This window comes from Prosthecobacter sp. Pr1 (assembly GCF_057652315.1).
Genome location: NZ_JBYFBS010000002.1, coordinates 335,176 through 359,713 on the forward strand (window position 1 = coordinate 335,176; position 24,538 = coordinate 359,713).

At 62.1% G+C, this 24,538-nt stretch carries 27 protein-coding genes and 1 riboswitch; of the genes, 6 read left to right on the forward strand and 21 right to left on the reverse strand.

The features are described 5' to 3' along the window. Window positions 1–392: 392 nt before the first annotated feature. From AC24GY_RS04245 to thiC, 3 genes are read right to left on the reverse strand one after another with little or no spacing between them, the layout of a single operon-like run. Entirely contained in the window at window positions 393–599 is a 207-nt protein-coding gene (locus AC24GY_RS04245; RefSeq protein WP_487680573.1) for a type II toxin-antitoxin system HicB family antitoxin, read from the reverse strand. A gap of 1 nt (window position 600) precedes the next feature. Next, window positions 601–855: a type II toxin-antitoxin system HicA family toxin gene (locus AC24GY_RS04250; protein ID WP_487680575.1), complete on the reverse strand. Its 255-nt coding sequence runs from the start codon at window positions 853–855 to the stop codon at window positions 601–603. 7 nt (window positions 856–862) lie between these two features. Then, window positions 863–2,830: a phosphomethylpyrimidine synthase ThiC gene (gene thiC, locus AC24GY_RS04255; protein ID WP_487680577.1), complete on the reverse strand. Its 1,968-nt coding sequence runs from the start codon at window positions 2,828–2,830 to the stop codon at window positions 863–865. A 64-nt stretch (window positions 2,831–2,894) separates the two neighbouring features. Continuing rightward, a riboswitch (TPP riboswitch) is annotated at window positions 2,895–3,006 on the reverse strand. A gap of 773 nt (window positions 3,007–3,779) precedes the next feature. Here thiC and AC24GY_RS04260 point away from each other — a divergent pair. From AC24GY_RS04260 to AC24GY_RS04270, 3 genes are all read left to right on the forward strand, one after another. After that, window positions 3,780–5,144, forward strand: coding sequence for a vanadium-dependent haloperoxidase (locus tag AC24GY_RS04260; RefSeq protein WP_487680579.1), 1,365 nt, complete (start codon window positions 3,780–3,782; stop codon window positions 5,142–5,144). Between the two features lie 29 nt (window positions 5,145–5,173). After that, a complete protein-coding gene (locus AC24GY_RS04265; RefSeq protein ID WP_487680582.1) occupies window positions 5,174–6,358 on the forward strand; it encodes a serine hydrolase domain-containing protein in 1,185 nt (394 codons plus the stop codon). 72 nt (window positions 6,359–6,430) lie between these two features. Then, the gene (locus AC24GY_RS04270; RefSeq protein ID WP_487680584.1) at window positions 6,431–7,246 is read left to right on the forward strand and encodes a superoxide dismutase; all 816 of its coding nucleotides are present in this window, start codon (window positions 6,431–6,433) and stop codon (window positions 7,244–7,246) included. Window positions 7,247–7,267: 21 nt separating this feature from the next. Here the strand turns inward: AC24GY_RS04270 and AC24GY_RS04275 are convergent, their stop codons facing one another. From AC24GY_RS04275 to AC24GY_RS04290, 4 genes are read right to left on the reverse strand one after another with little or no spacing between them, the layout of a single operon-like run. Beyond that, on the reverse strand, window positions 7,268–7,840 hold the full coding sequence (locus AC24GY_RS04275; RefSeq protein ID WP_487680586.1) for a hypothetical protein: 573 nt from the start codon (window positions 7,838–7,840) through the stop codon (window positions 7,268–7,270). A gap of 13 nt (window positions 7,841–7,853) precedes the next feature. Beyond that, the gene (locus tag AC24GY_RS04280) at window positions 7,854–8,939 is read right to left on the reverse strand and encodes a hypothetical protein (protein WP_487680588.1); all 1,086 of its coding nucleotides are present in this window, start codon (window positions 8,937–8,939) and stop codon (window positions 7,854–7,856) included. Continuing rightward, window positions 8,939–10,543, reverse strand: a complete 1,605-nt coding sequence (locus AC24GY_RS04285; RefSeq protein WP_487680590.1) for a hypothetical protein — start codon at window positions 10,541–10,543, stop codon at window positions 8,939–8,941. The genes AC24GY_RS04280 and AC24GY_RS04285 overlap by 1 nt, the downstream gene beginning before the upstream one ends. A gap of 11 nt (window positions 10,544–10,554) precedes the next feature. Beyond that, the gene (locus AC24GY_RS04290; RefSeq protein ID WP_422323014.1) at window positions 10,555–11,328 is read right to left on the reverse strand and encodes a metallophosphoesterase; all 774 of its coding nucleotides are present in this window, start codon (window positions 11,326–11,328) and stop codon (window positions 10,555–10,557) included. Between the two features lie 83 nt (window positions 11,329–11,411). On the opposite strand from AC24GY_RS04290, the gene AC24GY_RS04295 reads away from it, so the two are divergent. Then, on the forward strand, window positions 11,412–12,173 hold the full coding sequence (locus AC24GY_RS04295; RefSeq protein WP_487680593.1) for an ABC transporter ATP-binding protein: 762 nt from the start codon (window positions 11,412–11,414) through the stop codon (window positions 12,171–12,173). Here the strand turns inward: AC24GY_RS04295 and AC24GY_RS04300 are convergent, their stop codons facing one another. The 3 genes from AC24GY_RS04300 to sqr are packed head-to-tail and all read right to left on the reverse strand — an operon-like array spanning window position 12,174 to window position 14,283. Then, on the reverse strand, window positions 12,174–12,701 hold the full coding sequence (locus AC24GY_RS04300) for a DsrE/DsrF/DrsH-like family protein (RefSeq protein ID WP_487680595.1): 528 nt from the start codon (window positions 12,699–12,701) through the stop codon (window positions 12,174–12,176). 19 nt (window positions 12,702–12,720) lie between these two features. Further along, window positions 12,721–13,032: a TusE/DsrC/DsvC family sulfur relay protein gene (locus tag AC24GY_RS04305; RefSeq protein WP_487680597.1), complete on the reverse strand. Its 312-nt coding sequence runs from the start codon at window positions 13,030–13,032 to the stop codon at window positions 12,721–12,723. A gap of 21 nt (window positions 13,033–13,053) precedes the next feature. Beyond that, window positions 13,054–14,283, reverse strand: a complete 1,230-nt coding sequence (sqr, locus tag AC24GY_RS04310; RefSeq protein ID WP_487680599.1) for a type III sulfide quinone reductase, selenoprotein subtype — start codon at window positions 14,281–14,283, stop codon at window positions 13,054–13,056. Window positions 14,284–14,368: 85 nt separating this feature from the next. Between sqr and trxA the strand changes: the two genes are divergently transcribed. Continuing rightward, entirely contained in the window at window positions 14,369–14,827 is a 459-nt protein-coding gene (gene trxA / locus AC24GY_RS04315; protein ID WP_487680601.1) for a thioredoxin, read from the forward strand. A gap of 30 nt (window positions 14,828–14,857) precedes the next feature. Further along, the gene (locus tag AC24GY_RS04320; protein ID WP_487680603.1) at window positions 14,858–15,103 is read left to right on the forward strand and encodes a hypothetical protein; all 246 of its coding nucleotides are present in this window, start codon (window positions 14,858–14,860) and stop codon (window positions 15,101–15,103) included. 67 nt (window positions 15,104–15,170) lie between these two features. Here the strand turns inward: AC24GY_RS04320 and AC24GY_RS04325 are convergent, their stop codons facing one another. The 11 genes from AC24GY_RS04325 to AC24GY_RS04375 all read right to left on the reverse strand — a co-directional run bounded on the left by AC24GY_RS04325 (window position 15,171) and on the right by AC24GY_RS04375 (window position 24,514). Beyond that, window positions 15,171–15,848 (reverse strand): class I SAM-dependent methyltransferase, encoded by a 678-nt coding sequence (locus tag AC24GY_RS04325; RefSeq protein WP_422323002.1) that lies wholly within the window; start codon window positions 15,846–15,848, stop codon window positions 15,171–15,173. Between the two features lie 19 nt (window positions 15,849–15,867). Next, complete coding sequence (locus AC24GY_RS04330) at window positions 15,868–16,560, reverse strand: ABC transporter ATP-binding protein (RefSeq protein ID WP_487680605.1); 693 nt, start codon at window positions 16,558–16,560, stop codon at window positions 15,868–15,870. Next, on the reverse strand, window positions 16,557–17,771 hold the full coding sequence (locus tag AC24GY_RS04335; RefSeq protein WP_487680607.1) for an ABC transporter permease: 1,215 nt from the start codon (window positions 17,769–17,771) through the stop codon (window positions 16,557–16,559). The genes AC24GY_RS04330 and AC24GY_RS04335 overlap by 4 nt, the downstream gene beginning before the upstream one ends. Further along, a complete protein-coding gene (locus AC24GY_RS04340) occupies window positions 17,768–18,691 on the reverse strand; it encodes an efflux RND transporter periplasmic adaptor subunit (RefSeq protein ID WP_487680609.1) in 924 nt (307 codons plus the stop codon). Before AC24GY_RS04340 ends, AC24GY_RS04335 begins: the two co-directional genes overlap by 4 nt. A gap of 10 nt (window positions 18,692–18,701) precedes the next feature. After that, entirely contained in the window at window positions 18,702–20,372 is a 1,671-nt protein-coding gene (locus tag AC24GY_RS04345) for an FAD-dependent oxidoreductase (RefSeq protein ID WP_487680611.1), read from the reverse strand. After that, window positions 20,369–20,944: a DUF6691 family protein gene (locus AC24GY_RS04350; protein ID WP_487680613.1), complete on the reverse strand. Its 576-nt coding sequence runs from the start codon at window positions 20,942–20,944 to the stop codon at window positions 20,369–20,371. Before AC24GY_RS04350 ends, AC24GY_RS04345 begins: the two co-directional genes overlap by 4 nt. Before the next feature lie 4 nt (window positions 20,945–20,948). Continuing rightward, window positions 20,949–21,470, reverse strand: coding sequence for a YeeE/YedE thiosulfate transporter family protein (locus AC24GY_RS04355; RefSeq protein ID WP_487680615.1), 522 nt, complete (start codon window positions 21,468–21,470; stop codon window positions 20,949–20,951). 21 nt (window positions 21,471–21,491) lie between these two features. Further along, a complete protein-coding gene (locus AC24GY_RS04360; RefSeq protein ID WP_422322988.1) occupies window positions 21,492–21,974 on the reverse strand; it encodes a DsrE family protein in 483 nt (160 codons plus the stop codon). Further along, entirely contained in the window at window positions 21,971–22,396 is a 426-nt protein-coding gene (locus tag AC24GY_RS04365) for a rhodanese-like domain-containing protein (RefSeq protein WP_422322986.1), read from the reverse strand. The genes AC24GY_RS04360 and AC24GY_RS04365 overlap by 4 nt, the downstream gene beginning before the upstream one ends. Window positions 22,397–22,416: 20 nt before the next feature. Further along, on the reverse strand, window positions 22,417–22,767 hold the full coding sequence (locus AC24GY_RS04370; protein WP_422322984.1) for an ArsR/SmtB family transcription factor: 351 nt from the start codon (window positions 22,765–22,767) through the stop codon (window positions 22,417–22,419). Window positions 22,768–22,906: 139 nt separating this feature from the next. Then, window positions 22,907–24,514, reverse strand: coding sequence for a bifunctional metallophosphatase/5'-nucleotidase (locus tag AC24GY_RS04375; protein WP_487680618.1), 1,608 nt, complete (start codon window positions 24,512–24,514; stop codon window positions 22,907–22,909). Window positions 24,515–24,538 lie beyond the last annotated feature (24 nt).

Below are 24,538 nucleotides of genomic sequence, written 5' to 3' on the forward strand. Positions count from 1 at the left end.
CGGTAGCCCCGCTCTTCTATGACATCTCGACTCAATTTTGGCATAGACCAACCTCCCTGTAAAACCGCTCCTGCAAGAGAGCGCGGCGTTCGGGTGCGCTGATGCCAGCGGGAAACGAAGCCAAAACCATGCTGCGGGCAGCCTTGTGCATGCGGACGTGTTCGGCTCCGCTCTTGTCCATGAGCCGAGTGTGAATGAGAGCGGCGGTATCGGTCATGACTGGAGCTCCTGCCAGAGGCTACTCAGGCCGAGAATATCCGTCCAGTGCTGAATGTAGGCGGTATCGCAGCCAGTGGAGAGGAGCGCGGAGGCTTACTCCTCATGTTATCATCGCGGCTTTGCCGCCTTTTGAATGAGGCGGTCAGGAGTGACCGCACTCCCCTCGGGTGAGTTCAGGCGTAGGCGAGTTTTCCTTTGGGTTCGGGGATGGGACGCCCGAGGGAGCGGGCGGTGTCGATCCATTCCTGAACTACGGACTGCGCATTGGCGATGGCCTCTTCGTAGGTGGTTCCGTCGGCCATGCAGCCGGGGAGTTCGGGAACCTCGACGATGAAGCTCTCGTCGGCCTTGCTCCAGTAGATGATGAATTCGTAGCGCATGTCAGTCGATCTTCAGTTGGTATTTGAGGATGATGTCGCGGACTTGTTTGACCTGATAAGGTTTCGCCTGCGAGCCGCGAGGTTGCAAGTTGAGGATTTCGTTCACGCCCTCCTTGAAATAGATGTGATGGCTGCCCTTGCCGGGACGAAGGGTGAAGCCGCCGCGATCCAGAATATGACACAGATCGCTGAAATCGAAGTTCGCATCTGAGCGACCTTCGAGCAGGCGGGCGAGTGACTTTTTGATCCGGCTCATGCGACTCCTATTGGGCCGTGGTGTACACTTCGGCACCGGTTTCCACGAACTCCTTGGATTTTTCGGCCATGCCTTTTTGCAGCGCTTCCTCTTCGGAAATCGCCTGCTCCGCCGCGTATTTGCGGACGTCTTCGGTGATCTTCATGGAGCAGAAGTGCGGGCCGCACATGCTGCAGAAGTGGGCGGACTTGGCGCCGTCCTGGGGGAGGGTTTCGTCGTGGAAGGAGCGGGCGGTGACGGGGTCGAGGCTAAGATTGAACTGATCTTCCCAGCGGAACTCGAAGCGGGCTTTGCTGAGGGCGTTGTCGCGGTACTGGGCGCCGGGGTGGCCTTTGGCGAGGTCGGCGGCGTGGGCGGCGAGTTTGTAGGTGATGACGCCGACTTTGACGTCTTCCTTGTTGGGGAGGCCGAGGTGTTCCTTCGGGGTGACGTAGCAGAGCATGGCGCAGCCGTACCAGCCGATCATGGCGGCACCGATGCCGCTGGTGATGTGGTCGTAGCCGGGGGCGATGTCGGTGGTGAGGGGCCCGAGGGTGTAGAAGGGGGCCTCGTGGCACCACTCGAGCTGCTTGGCCATGTTTTCCTCGATCATGTGCATGGGCACGTGGCCGGGGCCTTCGTTCATGACCTGCACGCCCTTGGCCCAGGCGCGGGTGGTCAGCTCGCCCTGCACTTCGAGTTCACCAAACTGCGCCTTGTCATTCGCATCGGCAATGGAGCCGGGGCGGAGACCGTCGCCGATGGAGAAGGAGACGTCGTAGGCGGCCATGATGTCGCAGATGTCGTCCCAGTGGGTGTAGAGGAAGTTTTCCTTGTGGTGGGCCAGGCACCACTTGGCCATGATGCTGCCGCCACGGGAGACGATGCCCGTCATGCGGCTGGCCGTCATGGGCACAAAGCGCAGCAGCACGCCGGCGTGAATGGTGAAGTAATCGACGCCCTGCTCCGCCTGCTCGATGAGCGTGTCGCGGAAGAGCTCCCAGGTGAGGTCCTCGGCCTTGCCGTTCACTTTTTCCAGGGCCTGATAGATGGGCACGGTGCCGATGGGCACGGGGCTGTTGCGCAGGATCCACTCGCGCGTGGCGTGGATGTTCTTGCCGGTGGAAAGGTCCATGACGGTGTCGCCGCCCCACTTGGTGGCCCAGCGCATTTTCTCCACCTCTTCCTCGATGCTGGAGGCCACGGCGCTGTTGCCGATGTTCGCATTGATCTTCACCAGGAAATTGCGGCCGATGATCATCGGCTCCAGCTCGGGGTGGTTGATGTTGGCAGGAATGATGGCGCGTCCGGCGGCCACTTCGCTGCGCACAAACTCAGGCGTGATCTCATTCGGGATGCGCTGCGGGAAGCGCTTGAAGATGCCGGGGGTGTACTCGCTCTGCACCTGGGAGGAGCCCACGTGCTGCTTGTCCAGGTCGTTGCGGACGATGTCGCTGGTGAAGGCGGCGATTTTGGCGCGCTTCATGTTCTCACGGATGGCGATGAACTCCATCTCCGGGGTGATGATGCCCGCACGCGCATAGGCGAGCTGCGTCACCACCTTGCCGGGCTTGGCCTTGAGGGGCTGGCGCTGCGCATTGATGGGGGCCTTCAGGGGGCTGAGGATGCCTTCGCGCTTGGCGGCGGCGTATTCGGCGTGGTTGGCGGTGAGGTAGCCGTTGTCACGTGGCTCGATGGCGCGGCCTTCGTAGGCTTCCACGTCATTGCGGGCGAGGATCCAGGCCTTGCGCAGGCCGGGGAGGCCTTCTTCCACGGTGCCTTTGTAGGCGGGGTCGCCCCAGGGGCCGGAGGTGTCATAGACGCGCACGGGTTCATTCTGGATGATGCGGCCGTTGAAGTCCTTGGTGGGAGAAAGGGTGATCTCGCGCATGGGCACCTGCACATCCGGGTGGATCTGGCCCTGCACATACACGCGGGCGGAGGCGGGGAGTTGCTCGGAGGAATGGGGCTCGAAGGATTCTTGGGCGGCGATCATGGCGGAGGGGGGAAATTCTTGGTTCTTTGTTCTAGGTTGGGGCGGCTGAATAGCCGGAACTGAGATGAACCTCCGATCGAACTCCCTTCGGCGGCATGACCCGCATCAGGTTCGGAGGGTTCGGATCCAGGAAGATCCATCTCAGTCCCTGCAATGGGACGCCCCTGTCGTGACGCGGTTATGGTGCGGCTGGGAGGGAGAAGGTCAAGGGGAAGTGGGCGGGGAGTTGAAGGCGGCTGGGGGAGGGGAAGTTGGCCGCAAAGAGGCGCAAAAAGGAGGGGACGTGGGGAAGGGGAGGTGGGGGCGATAGGAAAGGGGGAGAGCGATGGGGTGGCAGGGGGGCGCTGGGAGGAAGGATTCTACGGACGCGCACAACGCGTCCCTACCGTCCGGAGCGGCGCATCGGAGTGGTAGGGAACCGCTGTGCGGGTCCGTGGTTTTGGGTCTGTGGCCTCCGCAGGCGCTCAACAAGGGTGCGCCGTCCTTGGGGTGCTCGACAGCGGCAGGGAGGTTGGCCGCAAAGAGGCGCAAAACGACGCAAAAAGGATGAGGGAAGGGAGGTGGGGGCGATAGGAAAGGGGGAGAGCGATGGGGTGGCAGGGGGGTGCTGGGAGGAAGGAATCTACGGACGCGCACAACGCGTCCCTACCATCTGGCGCGGCGCATCGGGGTGGAGGGAACCGCTGTGCGGGTCCGTGATTTCGGGTCTGTGGCCTCCGCAGGCGCTCAACAAGGGTGCGCCGTCCTTGGGGTGCTCGACAGCGGCAGGGAGGTTGGCCGCAAAGAGGCGCAAAAAGACGCAAAAAAAGGGGGGGGAAGGGGAGGTGGAAGCAGAACTGGCCGCGAGTACCCAGGCCTCCTCAGAGGGGGTAAACAGAGGTCCCGGAAAACCTTAGAAACTCGTTGTTTACTATGGTAATTATTGTAAACTTAGATGTTTTATCAGTCGATGTTGCGCTTTCACCCCCATTTTTCCGGCCTTTTCGCGAGTGCCGCCCTGCTGCTGACCGCAGCCCCGGCGGTGCGGGCGGACATCGTTTCGGACTGGAATTCGCTGGCGCTGACGTCTATGACGAGCACGGCGGACCCGCTGGTGGCGCATGATCTGGCCATCCTGGCGGCGTCCATGTACAATGCGGATCAGAGCATCCAAGGCACCTACAACACCTACGGCTACGGCTCTTACCCCGCCCCCGCCATTGGCAGCGCACCCTCAGGAGCGGATTCCCAGGCGGCGATGATCGCGGCGGCCAACACCGTGATGCAGTATCTCTATTCGGGATCGAGCACGGAGGCCACCTCCCTTTACAACAGCCAGCTCAGCGGCATTGCCAACAGCCAGGCGAAGACGGACGGCATCGCGTGGGGCATCACCATCGCCAACAATTTTCTGAGCGCGCGTTCGGCGGATGGCTCGGCCGATGCCGCCACCACCACTTACTCGCCCGTGGGCACCATCGGCTACTGGCAGCAGACTTCCGCCGCCGGCGCTTTGCTGCCGGGCTGGGGCAGTGTGGGCACCTTTGCCATCCCGGGGGTGGGCGGTTACATGAGCACGCTGCCGGGCGGCTCCGTCACCTCGTATTTGCAGTCCAGCCAGTATGCGGCGGACTACGCCCAGGTGAAGGATCTGGGGTCCAACTTCAGCGCCACGCGCACCTCGGATCAGACCAATCAGGCCTACTTCTGGGCCGCCGGAGACGGCACGGTGAAGATGTCGGGCATGTGGAATCAGATCGCCCAAACCGCCGCCGCCACCGCAGGCCTGAGCACCGCCGATACAGCACGCCTGCTGGCCACCCTGAATGTGGCCATCGCCGATGCGAGCACCGCCGCCATGGCCACGAGCTACGACACGCAGTTCTGGCGCCCCGAAACAGCCATCGCCAACGGCGACATCGACGGCAACGCCAGCACTGTGGTGGATTCTCTCTGGATGCCGCTGATCACCTCCCCATCGCTGCCGGAATACGTCTCGCTGGGAGCCACGATCAGTGAAGCCGCCGCCGTCGTGCTGGCCTCCTACCTCGGCGACAATGTCTCCTTCAGTCTGGGCAGCGACATCAATGGAGACGGCAACATCGACCTGACGCGCAACTTCACCAGCTTCAGCCAGGCGGCGAACGAAGCGGCGATGGCGGGCGTCTATGGCGGCACGCAGTTTCAGACGTCCGTGGCCGACGGGCAGATCCTCGGATACAACGTGGCGAACTACATCCTGGCCAACAACTTCACCGTCGTGCCCGAGCCCGCCGGAGCCGTGCTGCTGCTGAGCGGCGGCTTGTTTCTGCTGGGTGCGCGCAGACGCCGCTAGATCCAGCGCCGCTGCTGCGTTGATTTGCGATGAACCGCATCGCATGTTCCGTTTTTTCCGCCCTCCTTCTGTTTCCCGCGCTGCTGCCAGCGCTCGATGAAGCGAAGCTGGCCGCCATCCATCCTGCCATGGAGGCCGCAATCAAAGCCAAGCAGGCCGCCGGCATCGTCACGCTGGTGATGGAAAAGGGTAAGGTCGTTCACTTCGATGCCGCAGGCATGGCCGACATCGGCAAGGGACGCGCGATGGAAAAAGACGCGCTGTTCTGGATCGCCTCGATGACGAAATCCATCAACGCCACCGCCGTGATGGTGCTGGTGGATGAAGGCAAGCTCTCGCTCGATGAACCCGCGTCCAAGTGGCTGCCGGAACTCGCCAAAGTGAAGCTGGCCGATGGCAGCACACCGGAAAAACCCATCACCCTTCGCATGCTGCTCAGTCACACCGCAGGCATCGCCTTTCCACGTCGTGCGCCATCGGATGGAGCCATCTCTTTGAAGGCCTACGTGGCCTCATTGCTCAAGACCCCGCTCGCGTTTCAACCGGGCAGTGCCTACGAGTACGGCTTCGGACCCACCGTGTCCGGGCGCATCATCGAGCTCGTCTCGGGCATGAAGTATGACGCGTTTTTGCAGGCGAAGATTTTCGCGCCGCTGGGCATGAAGGACACCCTGTTCAATCCCGATGACGCTCACCGCGCACGCATCGCCCGCACCTACAAGATGGATGACGAAAGTCATGAGCTCGTGCCCGGTTACAATCCTTTCGTTACGAGCGACGCCAGCGTCACACACATGCCCGAGCCAGCCGGCGGCCTCTTCTCCACTGCGGCGGACATGGGGCGCTTTTACGCGATGATCGCCAATGGCGGCGAACTCGAAGGCGTGCGCATCCTCAGCGAGAAATCCGTGAAGGACATGACCACCCCGGTGACCGCTGGTGGCAAGTCGCTCAACTACGCCTGTGGCTGGCAGGTGAACACGGCAACGCAGCGCGTGAACTCGCAGATGCCCGTGGGCAGCTTTGGCCACGGCGGCGCCTTTGCCACGAATGGCTGCATCGATCCGCAGAGCAAGATCGTCACCGTGTATCTGGTGCAGAACGTGCTGGTGCCAGACAGCGGCAAGCCTAAGGATGAGTTTCAAAAGCTGGTGATGAAAGCCGCCGACATCCAAGTAGCGGCACCGCCGACAATAAAGAAGAACAAACCTTAAACTCGTTGCGGTATTCGGCGAGGTTCTTGCTTGCTCAAACGGTTGAGGATCAAGTAATCTCGAAAATATCGAATGAGAAAATCAGCAGTCACCCGCCGCGCTTTTATTTCGACCGGCTTTGCCGCCGTGAGCGGGGCCTTTTTAGCCGCTGAGGAGCAGGTGATCGCCCCGCTGGGAATACCGCTGCATCAGGAGCCGCTGGCGTTTGATTTTGACGCTCTGGAGCCGCACCTCGATGCGGCGACCTTGAAGCTGCACTACAGCAGGCATCACGGTGACATTCTCGAAAAGCTGACCGAGACACTGCAGCCGCTCAATCTGAAGGTGGGCAATGTATCCGTCCTGATGGCCAACATCTCCCGTCTGGTGCTGCCGATCAACCCCCGTAAAACAGTGGTGCGGATGGGCGGCCCGCCTGCAACCCTGTCAGCGGAAAGCCAGCGGGATCTCAGGCAGTATGGCGGGGCACACATCAATCATACCGCCTTCTGGCGTTTTCTGGCGCCGGCAGGCTCAGGGCCGGCAGGACCGGCGGGCAGGGTGGCGGAAGCGATCGTCAGAGAATTTGGCGGCATCCATGAATTCAAGACCGCCTTCACCGAAGCCGCCATGAAGCACTTCGGCTCCGGCTGGGCTTTCCTGGTGTACCGCCCGGATGGCAGGCTGGTCATCACCACCATGAAGAACGAGGACAATCCTCTCATGACCGATTTTGTGAAGCCGGAGGAGCAGGGCAGGTTCATTCTGTGCCTCGATCTCTGGGAGCACTCCTACTATTTGAAGTATCGGAACGACCGCAGAAAATACGTCGAGGCGTGGTGGAATGTGGTGAACTGGAATTCCGTGTCGCGTTCCTACACCGTGGCCGCATCCAGGGCGCGGGTGTGACAGGCGGAGGCTGACCGCTCCTCAGCGCGGGGGATAAAGGTCAGGCATCAGCAGCGGGCGCAGCACCATGGGGGTGAGCTCGCGCGGCAGCGGCACCCAGGGGTGGCCTTTGTCATTCTTTCGCAGGCCCCACCAGAGGCGGCCGCCATGGCGCCAGGGATCGATCACGAGGCCGTCTTCAAAACGCTGGCCCTTCGCGGTGACGATGATGCCGTGGTGCTCCTGCCAGGTGTCGCGCTTGGAGGAGGTGAGGTGCAGCTCCAGCGTCTTGAGATTGAGGCGGAACAGGAAGGGGAACAAATCATCCCGCCATTGGTAGCAGAGGCCGCGCTTGCGCAGGCCGGTGTTGACGAGGCCGTTGTTCATCCATGGGTGGGCGAAGGGTTTGAAGTCCTCAGCGAGTTTGGCGGATTCTTCGATCGCCGTGGTGGCCAGCCGGTCGGCCTCGCGTGCGCTCACCGTCGGGGACAGCTGCTGGAGATCGTGGCTGAGCTGCCGGGCTCTTTCCTGACGCAGGGTGGGCGTGCCAGGGCTGACGCAGGATGCAAGAGCGAGTGTGAACAGCAGTGAACAGAAACGCGAAACGGTGAACATGCGGTGAGGAAAATCAGGACAGCGGGCCGTGGGCGGCCTCATGCAGCGCACGGGCCTGCTGCTGCCATTGCTCACGGGTGGCGCGGTTTTTAAAGGCCAGGAGTTCGCTGAAGGCGCGCTGCTCGTCCTCATTCCACTGCGCGATCTGCCGCCAGGTGCGGATGCCGTGGGCGCGAAGCTGCTCGCTGATGACCTTTTTGATGCCCTTGATCTGCGTGAGATCGTCATCCGGCACGGTCAAGAGGGCTGATTCCCCCTCCTCCACACGGCGAAGCACCTGCGTTTGAATGCGCAGCCTTTCGATCTCTGCCGTCGCGGTGGCCAGACGCTTCTCACTGTCGGCCAAACTGCGGCGGGCGAGCCCCAGGCCGGCGGGATCGGCCGGTGTCTGCCCTTCGAGTTGGGTGATGCGGCGCTGCCAGTCGTCGCGCTCCTGCGTCAGCGTGGCGAGACCCGCCTGATGCGTGCTGAGCTGGTTTTCGAGCGCGGTGACTTTTTCGCGCAGCGTGGAGGTGGCGGCCTTGGGCTTCGCCGGGGTGCTGCGTTTGCGCTTGGGTTTGGCGGGGGCTTCTGCCGTCTCGCCTACAGCGGGAGCGGGAGCAGAAGCAGAAGCAGGAGCAGAAGCAGGAGCAGGAGCAGGAGCAGGAGCAGGAGCAGGAGCAGGAGCAGGAGCAGGGCGGCGCAGGTCTTCGAGTTCCGCTTGGGCGGCGGTGTGTGCTGCGCGCAGGTGCTCTAGATCTGCCAGAAGCCGGGCCATTTCCGTTTCGAGCGCCTGTGCGGCTTCGTTGGCCTTGGCGGCCTGATCCTGGCGCAGACGCGCTTCGCTTTGGGCGGCTTTCAAATCGCTGCGCAGAGTCTGGAGTTCAGCTGCAAGCACCGGGTCCTGAGGGGAAGGGGCTGCACTAGCGGCCAGGGCGGTGGCGCGGTCGGTTTCAGCCTGGCGCAGGGCTGCTTGCGCCGTTTCGATCTGCGCGGCCAGCTCATCGATGCGCTTCTGCATGTCACTGCCGCGCCACTGCCAGCCGAACCACGCAAACAGAGCGGCGGTGATGCCGAGCAGCGGTGCGAGGTAGAGCAGCAGCCAGAGGAGGGAGGACATCAGTGGGGGGCAGGGGGCGTCAGGTGCATGCGAAGCTGCTCGATCGCCTCGGCAGCGAGATCTTCAACAACAGCGGCGGGAATACCGGCGGGAATGCGGTCGGACTGGGCCAGACCGCCCGCTTCGACGAGTTCGCGTGTCACGGGAATGAGCGTCCACGTGCTGCCCGGTTTGGCGAGGGCAAACATCCCGGCGCTGCTGGCGGCGGGTGGTGGTGGCAGGCTTTTGAGGGTGTGAAGAATGCTGCCGGAGGGCTCGCAGTCGCCGCTCACATGCACCCCGTCACTGAAGACGATGTACTGCGCACCGTAGGCCATGCGCACGGCGGCGATGAGCTGGGCGCGCACCGCCTCTTCGGCGACCCGCCCTGAGACGAAGGCCTTCGTGCCGATCAGGGTGAGGGCGATGAATGACGGGTCTCTGGGCTGGGCGGGAGCCGGTGAATGGGAGTCGTCTCCTTGGAGCCAGCTGCTGAGCGATGCGCTGTCATTTTGCAGCAGCCGGGCATCAAGCCCGCGCGGCAGATCATTCTTCCACGACTGCTCGCGGGGGGCGACCTGCCAGTCCACGGGCTTCCAGGCTTCGCCGCTGAAGCTGAGAAAACAGGATTTGCCACCCGCCTTGCCCTCCTGCGGCAGCAGGGCGGTGGTGATGGGGCCAAAATCACCGCTGGGGCGGCGCTCCTCACTGACGCGGATTTCATCATGCAGGCGGCGCGGGGCGAAGGTGGACAGGGCGTCTTCGAGAATCTCCTCCTTCATGGCGGTGCTCCCGACTTCGCCCCGGAGGATGATCTGCTGATCACGCACCGCGATGAAGAGGTAACCCGGCGGCAGTCTGGCCAGGCGCTCGCTTTGCGCCTGGTCGAGGTGCTGCTGCTGCTGGGTGGCGCGCAGCTCTTTCAATGCAGGGCGCACCTGCTGCTGCCATTCGTCCTCGCTGACTCCCAGCGCACGCGCTTCAGTGAGCAGTTCGGCGTCAGATTTGCCCAAGTTCAGCTCCTTCCATGACTGGCCTATGCGGGCCAGATAAGCCTGCGCGCTGGACTGCGGGGCCGGAACCGTGCGCAGGGTGGTGGAGACGCTGGCGGCTTCGTCGTGGTTCTCGGCGTCGGTGCCGGGCATGCCTTCGCTCACGCCGCCCCGGAGGCTCCAGGCCTCCTGCACGCTGCGCGCGAGGTCGCGTGCTTCAAAGGCGTTGGCGGTGGTGCCCAGCAGGCGCGCATGCGCTCCGTCGGCAGCCAGCAAAATCCAGCCGGGAGGGCTGGGAATGACCTCGACCTCGCTCTGCAGACCACCGACCGGATTGAGGGAACGCCCGAGGCCGAAGGAAAGCGGTGCGGGCAGGCGCACCTGATCGCGCACGGTGGTTTCGATCAGGCTGCGGTCCTCCGGGGTGCGCACGCTGCCGGTGAGGCGCGCCTTTTGGCCGTCGAACTCCAGGTGCAGTCCGCCAAGGCGTTTGCGCAAGGCGGGCTGCTGCGAGAGCTCCTCCCGCGCGGCCGTTTCCAGATCCCGCTGCAGGTGCGGCAGGCACACCAGCGCACCGACAAGCCAGAGCGCGAAGAGTGTGGCAGCAGAGAGGATCCAGCGCGCGCGAGTCATGGCGGGGGAGGTCACGCTTTTTCGGTGAGCATGCGCACCTCGTCGAAGCTGTAACGACGTGCCTCGCCACGCTGATTGGTCTGCAGCAGGGTTTGCGTGCCGGTATCCAGCGAAGTGAGCCAGCCCTCCCCATAGGCCCAGGTGTCGAGGCAGATGCGGCCCGGCAGAATGAGGGGCAGTCCGCTCTTCTGGGCGGTATGGCCGCACACCTGCGTCTTGCCCGAGAAATGCGGGTGGGAATCATCAAAGCGCCGCCAGAACAGCCAGTCGTCGCTTTGATCCTCCATGGGCAGCATGGCGTTCACATTCGCATGGGCAAAGATATGCGTGTCGTTCATATGCCAGCGGCGCAGGCGCTGGCTCAGGAAGTCCCAGTGCTCCTGCGGGATGGCGTTCCAGTCCGGGAGGTCCATGACGCCGTAGGACTGCATGGTCTGCCTGCCGCCAACGCCATACCATGAACCGGGATCAATCAGCTGGCTGCGGGCATCGAGCATGAGAATCTCATGATTGCCGAGCAGCGGGACGAGCTGGACGCTTTTTTCCAGTTCCAGCAGACGGTCCAGCACGCCGCGGGTGTCCGGGCCGCGGTCCACGTAGTCGCCCAGGGTGACGATCACGTCGTCTTTCTGCGGGGCCAGCTCCTGCAGCATGAGGTCAAACGCGGTCGAGCAGCCGTGGATGTCACCAATGACCAGAGTGCGCCCGCAGCTGCGTTCACGTGTGGGGAGTTGGACTCTTGACGTATGAATGTCGGGAGTGTCGTCGCTGGCCAAAATGGGCATCGTCCAATCTTGCGCGATGAGAGCCGGACGCAACCACCGATCATCGTGTTGGCACAATCCCTTTCGCCATGCAAGGTAGGGGAATGCCACTTCCCCAGCAGCCCAGCACCAAGAACCCCGGCCAGTCGTATGCTGAGGGCGCTCAACCTATCTTTGCGGCCCGTGGGCTGCGCAAAGTGTACCACACCGGAGATCTCAATGTGGTGGCGCTCCAGGGGGTCGATCTTGATTTCCACCCCGGTGAACTGGTGGTGCTGCTGGGCGCGTCCGGCAGCGGCAAGTCCACCCTGCTGAACATTCTCGGCGGGCTGGACATCCCCACCTCCGGCTCCCTGCGCTACAAAGGCTGGGATCTCTCCGGCGGCGGGGAGCGCACATTGACACAATTCCGCCGCAACTGCGTGGGCTTCGTGTTTCAGTTCTACAACCTCATCCCCAGCCTCACCGCCCGCGAAAACGTGGCCCTCATCACGGACATCGCCCCGGACCCGATGAAGCCGGAGGATGCGCTGGACCGCGTGGGCCTGAGCCACCGCTTGGATCATTTTCCATCTCAGCTCAGCGGTGGCGAGCAGCAGCGCGTGGCCATCGCCCGTGCCATTGCCAAAAAACCCGAGGTGCTGCTGTGTGACGAACCCACCGGCGCTCTCGATGTGACCACCGGCATCACCGTGCTGGAAGCCATCGAACGCATCAATCGGGAGCTCGGCACACTGACCGTCGTCATCACACATAATGCCGCCATGGCCGCCATGGCCGACCGCGTGCTGCACCTCTCCGATGGTCACATCGTCAAGGAAAGCCGCAACGAGACGCGCGTGGACGTGTCCACCCTGCAGTGGTGATCAGGTGAAAAGGATGTGCGTCCCCGCACCGGCGGACTCCTCATAAAACTGACCCACGGTCAGCACGCCATCCACGCGGTCCATCAGGTCTTCCTTCTTCAGCTTGAACATGTCCATGGCCAGTTTGCAGGCGAAGATCTTGCCGCCGGAGTCGGAGATGAGTTCCAAGAATTCCCGCACGGGCGGGATGTCGAGCTTCTCCATCTCTTTGTTCATGAGATGCGTGGCAAAGGCGGATACGCCGGGGATGGCACCCATCACCGTGGGGAAGGGCATCGTGATGGGCAGGCCGAGCATGGGCATGGCCATGTTCAGCGCGGCATTGCCCACGGTGGAGACCTTCAGATGGTCCAAGGTCTTGTTGGCCAGGGCATTCAGGCCGAAGAAGGTGAAGAACAGCGAAGCCTCGATGCCCTCCATGCGGGCGCCGTTGGCCATGATCAGCGCGGGATAGATGCCATCCAACGAGCCGCGGCTCACGATGATGGACATCTTCTTCACGGGTTGTTTGTCGTCTGGGGTGCTCATGTTCGGAAGAGATGGGGGATTAAATGCAGCCGACGGGCTTGGGAATGCCGGCAATCTTGGAGGACTTCTTCAGCGGGCCGCCGGGGAAGAGATCGTAGAGCTCCTTCGTCGTCACCACGCCGCTTTTGCCCATGCTGCGGATGGTCAGGGCCGCGCCTTTCGCCTGCTGCTCGCGCAGGTAGCGCACCACCTTCATGTGGGCGTCCGTCAGTGCGCCGATGCCTTCCTCTGTGGCGATGGCGGCGGCTATGGCTTCATTCCACTGGGAGGCGTCGGTGAGGTAGCCCTCCTCGTTCACGTCGATTTCAGTTCCTGCGATGGTCTTTTTCATGATGGTTGGTGTGGTTGATCATTACGCTTCGGCTGGCTTCTTTTTCTGCCTGCTGATCCCCGGCAGCGGCCAGCCGCGGAGCAGGACGTTCCAGTAGATGTGGCGGAAGGCCAGCTTGCCCCAGTGGTTCACGCGGCTTTCTTCCAGCAGTCGCATGGGGCCGAAGGCGAAGGGAAACGGTCCTTCATGCGGCTCGTATTCGTAATTGAAATCAATCAGCAGCGCCTTGCCGTTGCCGGATTCAATGAAGCAGTTGGAGTGTCCGTCGAACTCCTCCTTGAGCGGCTTGCCGGCGATGTGCAGCAGAATGTTGTCCGCCAGAGTCTCGCTTTCAAAATGGGCCACGGAGCCCGCCTTGGACGCGGGCAGGTTTGTCGCATCGCCGATGATGAAGACGTCCTTGTACTCGACGGACTGCAGCGTGTGCTTTTGCGTGGCGATGAAATCCAGGTCATCCCCCAGAGCGGAGCGGCGCACGGCTTCGTCTCCCATGTTCGTCGGTGTGGTGACGAGCAGGTCATAGGGCACCTCGCGACCGTCAAAGCATACCAGCTTGTTGTTTTCTTGATCCACCTTCTCCGCCACGAAATCGGTCACGAGTTCGATGCCTTTGTCTCCGAGCAGATGCCCCAGCTTTTTTGACGCTTTCGGTTTGGTGAACGCACCGGACAGCGGCGTGACGTAGGTCAGGGTGACTTTGTCACGGATGCCCTGCTCGCGGAAAAATGTGTCTGCCAGGAAGGTGAACTCCAGCGGGGCCACGGGGCACTTGATCGGCATCTCATTGATGTGCACCACCACACGCCCGCCGGTGAAGGTTTTGAGCTTCTCGCGCAGCGCGCGTGAGCCATCCAGCGTGTAGAAATCATGCACGTTCACCCGCCACTTCGGTCCCAGCATGCCTGCCGTCTCCTCCGGTGCCGTGCGGCAGCCGGTGGCGACGATCAGCAGATCGTATTTCAGCGTACGCCCGTCCTTGATCGTCACGGCATGGTCTTCGGGGATGATTTGATCCACCTCCGCCTGCATGAACTCGACCCCTTCCGGAATGAAGTCGCGGGTTTTGCGGATGATCTCGCTCTCCTCATACTTGCCGAAGGGCAGAAAGAGCAGCCCCGGCTGGTAGAGATGCCTGTCCGAGCGGTCCACCACCGTCATGCTCCATTCGGAGGCAGGCAGCCGCCTGCGCAGGTTGTTGGCCATGATCGTGCCCGCAGTGCCGCCGCCGAGGATAAGAAGGTGCTTGCTCATGGAGAATTGGAAGGTTGAGTTGCAGTACATCTATATGCGTGTATGCGTATATACAATAATTAATCCCAACTCATTTTTGTCATTCATGAACTCTCACCTGACCGCCGATGAGCGCGGCATCATCCTGACCTGTCCCGCCTGCGGCACCTCCAACCGCATCGCCTACGCCAAAGCCGCACAGCAGGGCCGCTGCGGCACCTGCAAGGCGGAACTGCCCCATGTGGCCGCACCTGTCGAGATCACGAGTGCGGCCGACTTCGCCGCCCTCATCACGCAAAGCTCGCTGCCCGTCGTCGTTGATTTCTGGGCCCCTTGGTGCGGCCCCTGCCAGATGATGGCTCCGGAGTTTGCCAAAGCCGCCGCCAAGGCCGCAGGCACCGCCATCCTTGTCAAAGTGAACACCGACGAGCGGCAGGACATCGCCGGCCAGTTCCGCGTTCAGGGCATTCCCGCCTTTGCGCTGATCAAAGACGGCAGGCTGGTCTCACAAACCACCGGCTTTCAACCGGCGGAGCGTCTGCTGGCGTGGATGCGGCAGAGTTGAAATCCAAAGCTGTCGTGAGAACATGAGCGTATGAAATGGCACTATCGAGACAGAGTTTTTCAGGCGTACCGTTGCGAGTTGATCGGTACGCTGCTGTGGGCGTTGGTCATCGAAGTGCTCATCGCCATTGCTCTCAAGGTGATCTCTCCAGAATTGGAAGGCGTCATACCGAAATTCAATGAGGGGACAACTGCCATTCTGGGCATGATTCTAACGGGATTCACCATCTTGTTCTCCCTGCTTGCTGCTCCGCTGATGACAACCCCAATGAAGTGAGACCGGCACAAGAGCCACTTAGTGGGATGAAGCGCCCCTTGCCGCGTCTTGTGCAATCCTCACTCCATCACTTCCGCCGAAACTTCACGAAGTAGTTTTCCTTCAGCACGTCCTTCACCTCGTCGATTTTTTCAAAGCCGGCGGCGGTGATCTCGGCTTCGAAAACTTCCTGTCCGGCGCGGACGTGGCCCATCACGAAATCGCTGCTTTCACCGGGGATGCGTTTGAAGTCGATCAGCACCAGCACGCCTCCGGGCTTCAGTGCTTTGTGCAGCGTGGCGAGGCTGGCCTGCGGGAACTCGAAATGGTGATACACATCGCAGATGAACGCGAGCTCGACGCTGGCCTCCGGGAGTTCGACGCTGCGCCCGGTGCACTGAATCGTCTGCACATTCGCCGCATGGGCCTTCGTGGCTCTTGCCTGGATGTGTTCGAGGAAGTTCTTCGCGATATCGACCGCATACACTTTGCCACTTTCCCCGACCGCCTGTGAAAACGGCAGCGTGAAGAGCCCCGTGCCCGCGCCGATGTCCGCCATGGCCATGCCGGGCTTCAAACCGACGGCGGCGGCGATCTTCGCCCGCTGGTGGTAGATCTCGCGGCTCTCGGTTTCAAACTTCTGTGTCCACTCACCGACCTTGAGCTTGGGATCGAGGAACTTGTCGTTGATGCCGGGCTTCACGCTCGCGTCTTGCGCGAAGGAGGTCGTGACGAGAAGGCAAAGGAGCGGGAGGATGCGTTTCATGAAGATTGGAGGGGTGGAGTCAAAGAGATCGCTCATGGATCATGCCATCTTCCACATCCACGATGCGGTCAAAGACATCGAGCGTGCGGTGATCGTGAGTCACGACAAGGACGCCTGCGTTGCGCTCGTGGGCGACTTTGGCAAAGAGTTCCATCACCTGGCGTCCGCGCTGGCTGTCGAGCGCGGCAGTGGGTTCGTCGGCGAGGATGAGGCTGGGGTTGTTGGCCAGCGCACGGGCCACGGCAACACGTTGCTGCTCGCCACCGGAGAGGGCGACGGGCAGGTTGCCGGCTCGCTCGCCGACACCGAGGTAGTCGAGCAGTTCCATCGCGCGTGCGCGAGCGGCCTTCGGGGCGGTGTCGTTGACTTCGAGGGCGACCTGCACGTTTTCCAATGCGGTGAGAAAGGGGATGAGGTTGGCCTTTTGAAACACGAACCCAAGATGCTGGCGGCGAAAGGCGCGCAGATCGACGAGCGCCTTCGGACCATCGAGCACGGCCGCGCCACCGATCATCACCTGTCCTGAAGTGGGAGGATTGATCAGCGCCATGGCGGTGAGGATGGTGGACTTGCCGGAGCCGCTGGGGCCGAGCATGCCGACGATCTCTCCGCGTGCGATGGTCAGCGAGGCATCGCGGATGGCGACGACTTCGGTGTGGCCGCTGCCATACACTTTGCGCAGATGCTGGACTTCGACGGCGGGAGCGCTCATGCGGAGAGGACGGTGTTGGGCTCCACGCGCAGGGCTTTCCAAATGCCGAGCAGGCTGGCGAGTGTGGAGATGACGAGGACGATGAAGCCGAGTGAAATGAGGTCTGACGGCTCCACGACGACGAGACGCGGAAAGTGCGGAAACGTGAACTGCCCGATGACCCACGCCAGCGCATAACCAAAAGCGCCCATGAGAAGCGACTGCTGCAGAATGAGGCCGCCGATGACTCCATTGCGGGCGCCAATGAGCTTCAGCAGGGCGATGTCGCGAATTTTATCGAGCGTGAGCGTGTAGATGATCAGTGCGATGATGATGGTCGAAATGATGATCAGAAGAACTCGGAAAAGGCCGAGCTGACGCTTCGCCTTGTCCACCATGCCGGAGAGCAGCAGGTCCTTTTGCTCCTGAGTGGAGAAAACCGAGATGTCCGGCCAGTTCGCGAGCGTGGCACGAACGGCTGCGGCATCCGCGCCAGGCTGCAAGGTCACAAGCACGGCGCTGACCTGCGGCTTCGACAGCGCGGGAATGCTGCCGGAAGGTCCGGCGGCGCGATCCAGCAGCAGTGGCTGCAGGCGGCCGATCTCGATGCTCTCCAATCGTGCACGTCGTGCGGCGCGTTCCAGCCGCACGGCTTCTCCCGGCACGTCAGATTGAATCGCCAGCGCATCGCTCACAGTGAAAAAAGTCAGTCCGTCGCCACTGGTGCCGACCATGCCGCGCGTGTGGCCAACGACTTCATAGACATCCTTGCCGAGCCTGACTTTTTCACCCAAAGGCAGGTGCAGTGACTGATCGGCGATCATTTCATAATGCGCCTGCCGCAGCGCACGCCCTGCCACCAGCGGAATCCACGCGCCGCGATCCTCCGGCCACGAAAGGCCCTGAACCACCATGCGCAGCGGCCTGCCCTGATGCATGCGTTGAATCGTGTGCGACACGAAGCGCCGTGCTTGGGCCACGCCCGGCACCGCGCGCACGCGATCCTCCAGGCTGGCAGAAATCCGCGAGATCTCCGCAAACGGCCCGCGCGTGCCGCCCTGCACGACCCACAGATCCGCGCCCACACGGTCCACCAGCAGCGTTGCTTCATGGATGAGACCACGATAGATGCCGCCCATGCCCATCACAATCATCAGCAGCAGGCCGATGCCCAGCGTGGTAAACACAAAGCGGCCCGAGTTGTGCCGGATGTCGCGGACGGCGAGGTTCATGGCATTTGAATGAACACCTCCGCGCGCTGGCCGATGGTCCATTTCTTTGGCAGTTCATTGACGCGTACATCGACGAGAAACTCGCGCGTCTCGCGGTCTGTCTCGCGGCCGATGCGGGAGACCACGCCGGGGTAGTCCTTGCCGCTTTCGGAACGGAAAACGATGCGCGCCTTCTGGCCGGGCGCGATTTTCGAAATGGCCGTTTCATCGACCCACGCACTCACCCAGATTTCTTCCAGCGAGATAAGTTCCATCAGTGAGCCCCCCGGCACGAGCATGTCGCCCGGCTCGCGACTGCGCCGGATGATGAGCCCGTCGTAAGGTGCGCGAATTTCCGTGAAGGCCATCTGCTCCTTGCGATACAGCAGCGTCTTCTCCGCCACCAGCACCTGGGCCTGCGCCTCGGCGATGGTCGCGTTCGAGCGATTCAGATCAGCCTCCGCCACATGCAGCGCTTCCGAAGCCTTGTCCTCGTCCGTCTGGGAAACTGCGTTGGAGGTTCGCAGTCCGGTCATGCGCTTGTGATCGAGCCGGGCCTGCGCCAGCACCGCCTCCGAGCGTGCCAGATCCGCGCTCACTCGCGCCGCTGTCTGCCGCGCCGCTGCCAAAGTCGCTTCCGCGATGGCCACTTGCTGCTTGATCTCCGCGTCATCGAGCCGGGCGAGCAGCTGCCCGGCTTTCACCGCATCTCCCTGATCCACCAGCACCTCCGCCAGACGCTCTTGAATGCGTGAGCTCACCGTCGTCTTCACGCGCGCTTCCAGCGTGCCGGTGCCCATCACCTCATGCGTGATGCTGTCTTGACTCAGCCTGGGCAGCTCGACTGGCGTCGGAGCCAGCTTGAACTTGTAGAACGCCGCTCCGACCACGGCGATGACTGCAAACCAGGGCAGGAGACGACGAAGGAAGGTGTTTTTCATACAGTTCGTATCAGCGGGTTGCGGTGCTGAAGGTGCGCCATGAGCCGGCGAGGTTGCGCACTTTGAAGCCATGCTGCACGAGAAGGCGGCATGCGAAGTAGCTGCGCTGACCGCTCTGGCAGGAGGCAATGATCTCCTTGTCCTTCGGCAGTTCGCCCAGGCGTCCGCGCAGCTCATCCAGCGGGATGTGCACGGAACCGGGGATGCAGCCCTTGGCGCGCTCGTCGGCCCTGCGCACGTCCAGCACGAGGGACTTGTCAGGATCAAGCGTGGCAATCTCATGCCACTGCGCGAGCGCCACATCTCCGGCGAGCACGTTTTGCGCGGCCATGCCGGCGAGATTCACGGGATCTTTGGCGGAGCCAAACGGCGGCGCATAGGCGAGCTCCAGTTCGGCGAGATCATCCATGGTCATGCCGGCTTTGAGCGCGGTGGCCAGGACGTCGAGGCGCTTGTCCACGCCATCGCGGCCCACAGCCTGAGCGCCGAGCAGCTTGCCCGTGCCTGCATCAAAGAGCACCTTCATCGCGATGGGTTCCGCGCCGGGATAATAGCCTGCATGAGACATCGGGTGCAGATGCAGCGCCTGGTAGTTTCTGCCAGCGGCACGCAGCGTCTTTTCATTCGCGCCGGTGCAGCCTGCGGTGAGTCCAAAGAGCCTCAGCACGGCTGTGCCCTGCGTGCCGTGGTAGGCGGAACTGCGGCCCATGATGTTGTCCGCAGCGATACGGCCCTGGCGGTTCGCCGGACCAGCCAGCGGGATCAGGCTCCATTCGCCGGTGATGACATCGCGCACTTCCACGACATCGCCGACGGCATAGATCGCCGGATCGCTGGTCTGCATGCGCTCATTGACGCGGATGCCACCGCGACCGCCGATCTCCAGACCGGCGGCTTTGGCCAGGGCGCTTTCAGGTTTCACGCCCATGCCGAGAACGACGACATCCGCAGGCAGACGGCGGCCATCTTTGAGGACCACGATGGAGGCGCGCGCAGGTTCGGCATCGGTCGGTGCTTCAAATGCGGCCACGGCGCTGCCGGTGCAAAGTTCGACGCCATGCTGCTTGAGTTCCAGGTGCAGCCACGCGGCCATTTCAGGATCGAGCGGAGCCATGACCTGCGGCAATGCTTCGACAAGTGAAACGGAAACCCCGCCATGCCGGACGAGCTGCTCCGCCATTTCCAGACCGATGTAACCGCCGCCGACCACCACGGCCCGGGTGTCCTCGGTCTCGCTCATCCATGATTTGATCCGCACCACGTCAGGCACATTGCGCACCACGAAATGGCCCTCGCGCTGGATGCCGGGAATCGGCGGGGTCAGCGGTGCGGCACCCGTGGAAATGACAAGTGCGTCGTAGGGAAGGGCGTATTCGCGGCCATTCGTCAGCTCGCGGACGTTCACCACTTTGGCCTCGCGATCAATCGACACGACCTCGCTGTGCACACGCACGTCGAGGTTGAATCGCGCGTGCAGGCTCTTTGGAGTTTGCACCAGCAGATCCTCCTCATTCGGGATCTCACCGCCGACGAAGTAAGGCAGGCCGCAGTTGGCAAAGGAGACGTGGGGGCCGCGCTCCAGCACGGTGATTTCACAGGTTTCGGACAGGCGGCGTGCACGTGCGGCGGCACTGGCACCACCGGCGACACCTCCGATGATGACCAGACGTTGGGGCTTCATGAGGATTTGGATTGGGTTCTTTCAAAACGTGCGACGAGCGCAAAGACAACGGCCGCCAGCACCACCAGTCCCGCATACCACACCCATTCCGGCAGCGTGGTGAGTTCAGGCAGGCGCTTTTTGCCCAGATCCGCCACCGGCAGGATGTTCGCGGCGATCCAGTCGTAGCACAGCGCATAAGCTGCTGCGCCGACGAGCATTCCCAGGAAGCCCACGAGCGCATCCAGCTTGCCGGTGGCGATGGCGGCGATGCCCGTGCCGGGGCAGTAGCCGTAGATCACCATGCCGATGCCAAAGAGCAGCGCGCCAAGGATGACCGCGAGCATATGGGCGGGCTTGATGTGCCAGTTGGACAGCTCCTGCCCGTGCAGGATGAACAGGCCCACGCCACCCACGACGATGGCGGTGAACATGACCTTGAGCACGGTGAAGTCACGAAACAGAAACTGCTTAACGATGACATTGAAGTCCGTGACACCGCCGCGATGCAGCAGCACGCCAAAGATGAAACCAAAGAGCAGTCCGGCCCAGAGCAGACTGGAGCCGGTGATGAAGGCGAGGAATGTTTGCATGAGATCAGGATTTGGAGGTGCTGCGGAAGAGGAGGAAGGCGGTGACGATGCCGCTGATGAACATGGCGATGAAGAAGGTCCAGCTGCTCACGGCGAGCTGCAGCGAACCACTGATGCCGTGGCCGCTGGTGCAGCCATCCGCCAGCCGTGCGCCGAAGATGAGGACCACGCCGCCGAGGAAAGCGGCGAGGAATCGTTTGCCAACGGACGGGCCAAAACGCTCGCGCCAGATGGTCGGCACGCTCTCCAGCTTGAAGCTGCCGCTCACCAGCGCACTGGCCAGAGCGCCGAAAAAGGAGCCGAGCACAAACAGGCTGCCGTAGTCCCAGGCAGGCACCGCTTTTTTGGCCCAGTATGTGTTGGCCGCCACGCCATCCGCGCCCAGCACTGGCAGTGCACACGCGCCAGAAGCCTGCGCGATGCCGGTGGAGATGCCAATGGGCTTGTCAGCCAGCGTAAAGGTGAGGATGCTCAGCACGCCGATCAGCGCGCCAACGAGGTAGGGATTCCAGCGGTGAGTTTTCATGGTTGGCGGAGAGAAGAAAGGTTATTCAAACTTGATGTAGGCGAAGCCTTGCAGCTGCAGATCGATCAGACGCGGGAAGGCGCCCACGACGAGTTTGACGCCGGGCATCAGTTCGGTGGGCTTCACGCCTTTCTGCTGCATCGTGTTTTCACACAGCTCCACCTGCACGCCGCGCTTGATGAGTTCCGCAAGGAACTCGCCGTTCGGGTTGGCCGCATCCACGCCGAGGCGTTTGCGGGCTGCATCATTCACCACGGCGGCGATGCCGGTGCCGTGATAGACGAGATGCAGGTGCACCTGGTCTGCGGCGATGCCGTGTTTCTCATAGGTGTTGATGAGTTTGCGGGCGTAGAAGAGGCCCTTGTTTACGCCGTCGTGGGCCACGTCATCGGTGACCTGATAAACGATGCGCAGGTTCTCGCGCACCTGGATCGGAATGACTTCCGGTTCGGCGGCAGAGGTGGAGACGGTAAGGGCGAGGAGGGTGTAGAGCAGGTGTTTCATGGTTGGGATTCGGGTTGCCACGACATGTAGCCGCGGTGGATGTGCTGGATGTTGCGAAAGCCGAGCTGTTTCAGGACGATCACGGCCTTGCGGCTGCGAAAGCCGCCGGCGCAATACACCAGCACGGGCTTGTCCTTGTTAAGCGCGGCCACCTTGGTTTCGAAGGCTGCGTCGCCGATGGAGATGTTCACCGCGCGGGGCAGCGCGCCGCCTTCAAATTCGCCGGAGGAGCGCACGTCCAGCACCTGCGTCTCGGGGTGGTCGCGCAGCCACGCATTGGCCTGGCCGGCATTGAGGTTGGCACACACGGAGCCGGGGGCCGCTTTGAAGAGACGGCGGTCCCAGTCTCCTTCATACCAGTACCAGCCGACGATGACGGCGATGAGAATAACAAAGGTCCAGATCATATTTCGAAGGGGCATGGGGGGATGAAACAGGCTGCTCAGGCACCGCCGAGTTTTTTCACCTGTTGAGAGAGACGTTTGAGGAGGTTGTTGCAGACGTTGTCGCACAGTTCGGTGATGCTCGGATCGGCGATGAAGCAGATCGCGGTCAGGCCTTCACGGCGGCGGCCGACCATCCCCGCGTCCACCAGTGACTGCACATGGCGCGAGACATTCGCCTGCGTCAGGCCGGTGGCGGTGACGAGTTCGGTGATGTTCTTTTCGCCCTCTTCCAACGCGCGCAGAATTTTCAAGCGGCTGGGTTCGGAGAGCGTGCGGAACCAGGAGGCGATCAAAGTGAGGGCCTCCTCGGAGACCGGTGGCAGGGATTTTTTGGTGCGTGAGGCCATGGGGGATGGAATGTTTACACGTTGAATCTATATGAATGTTTACGCATATAGTTGCGTAACTGGAACAGCATGAGAGTGGTTCCGTCCACCAAAACCTTGGCCTTTGGCGTGCTTTGAAGTGTGGTGAAAAGGTGCATGGTCAGTTGATAAACTGGCTGCGGACGGCCGGAGAGATGTCCAGCGAAACGATCCGGCCGGGCTGGCCCATGATGACGGGGGAGTGCTCCTTCAAATAGCGGCGCACCGCCTGGTGTGCGTCCACATCGAGCACCTGGACATCCATCACATCGCGCATGCGGCAGACGGTGCTTTCCACATCGCCTTCGCGTTCACAGGAGGTGAGGGTGTAGAGCCGGTCCGCCTGCACCGGCTGGCCGTTGATCCGCATGTCGCTGATACGCCGGCCTTCAGGCCTGCCGGCATGGAAGCTGAAAGTGAGTCCGGATGTTCGTGGCACCCAGCCGCCGAAAAGGCGCTTCGTATTCTTGGAGAAGACATTCTCAAGCTCACGCTCGAAGAACTGCTGCAGCTGCGCGCCGCTGACCCTGCCGGTCTTCAGCCGTGAGTTGATCGGATAGTAGTTCCACAGGTCGTTTTCAGTGATGTTCCCCACGGGAATGGGGTAGGCGAAACGGAAGCCGTTGGAGAGCGCGATCTCGGTGCCGCCTGCCGCGCGCAGCGCATCGGCAAGCACGGCGTCCGCAGGCGTCTCCACCGGCGCGTAGCGGAACAGCGGTGACCGGGTGCTGCCAATGACGCGGTTCAGATTGTCGCGATAAGGCGCGAGGGATTTTTCCGCCAGTTCCTTCACAGCGGCATCCTCCTCATAGTGGCTGGCGCGGAGTTCGATGAGATTCCAGTCCCGCCGTGTGATCCTGCCATCCTGAACGAAGATTTCCAGCTTTCCCAGATGAGAGCCGAAGGCCCCTGCTTCCACCACCCAGGTGCTGCCTCGGATCACCGCCTCTTCCGTGCGTTCATGGGTGTCGGCGGAAAGAATGACATCGACACCTTTCAGGGTTTCCGCCAAAGCAATGGCTTTGGGCAGGCCAATGTGGGTCATCAGTACCACGAGATCGGCCTGACCCTCTTTTCTTGCCTCGTCCACCAGCGGCTGAAGTATGTCTGTCTCTTCATAGCGAATGCCTTTGCTGAAGGACGGGGGCTGACGCATCGGGACATCCGGATCGGTGAAACCGATGAGGGCGACTTTCAGTCCGGCAGCGTTGTGAATGACGTAAGGCTTGAACAGGCGCTGCTGCGTGTCCTCATCACGCATGTTGGCGACGACCGCCGGAGCCGTGAGCTTCTTGCTGATGTTCAGCAGCACCTTTTTGCCAAAGATCACCTCCCAGTTTCCAGGCAGCCAGTAGTCGAGTTTCAGCGCATTGATGGGATCCACCATGGTGACGCCCTCGCTCATCGCGACATGTCCGGAGCCCTGGATGGTGTCGCCAAGGTCAAGCGTGATGGTGCCCTCGGGATTGGCGGCGCGGATCTCGCGCATGAGTTTCGCGATACGCGCCACTCCTCCGGCGGTGACGATTTCATCCTTGCCTCCAGCCCAGTACATTTCCGGGTGTTCTTCCAGCTGGCCGTGGATGTCGGCGAAAAACGCGAGGGTGATTTTCTTTTCGGCGGATGGCGTCCCGGCGCGTGAAAAAGAAGCGGATGCCAGTGCCGCGAGAGTCGCGCCGCACATTTTTCGGCGCGTCAGTGTGGAGGAGGGAGTCGTGTGTTGTTGCATGCAGAGGGGGGGGATTTATCGAAA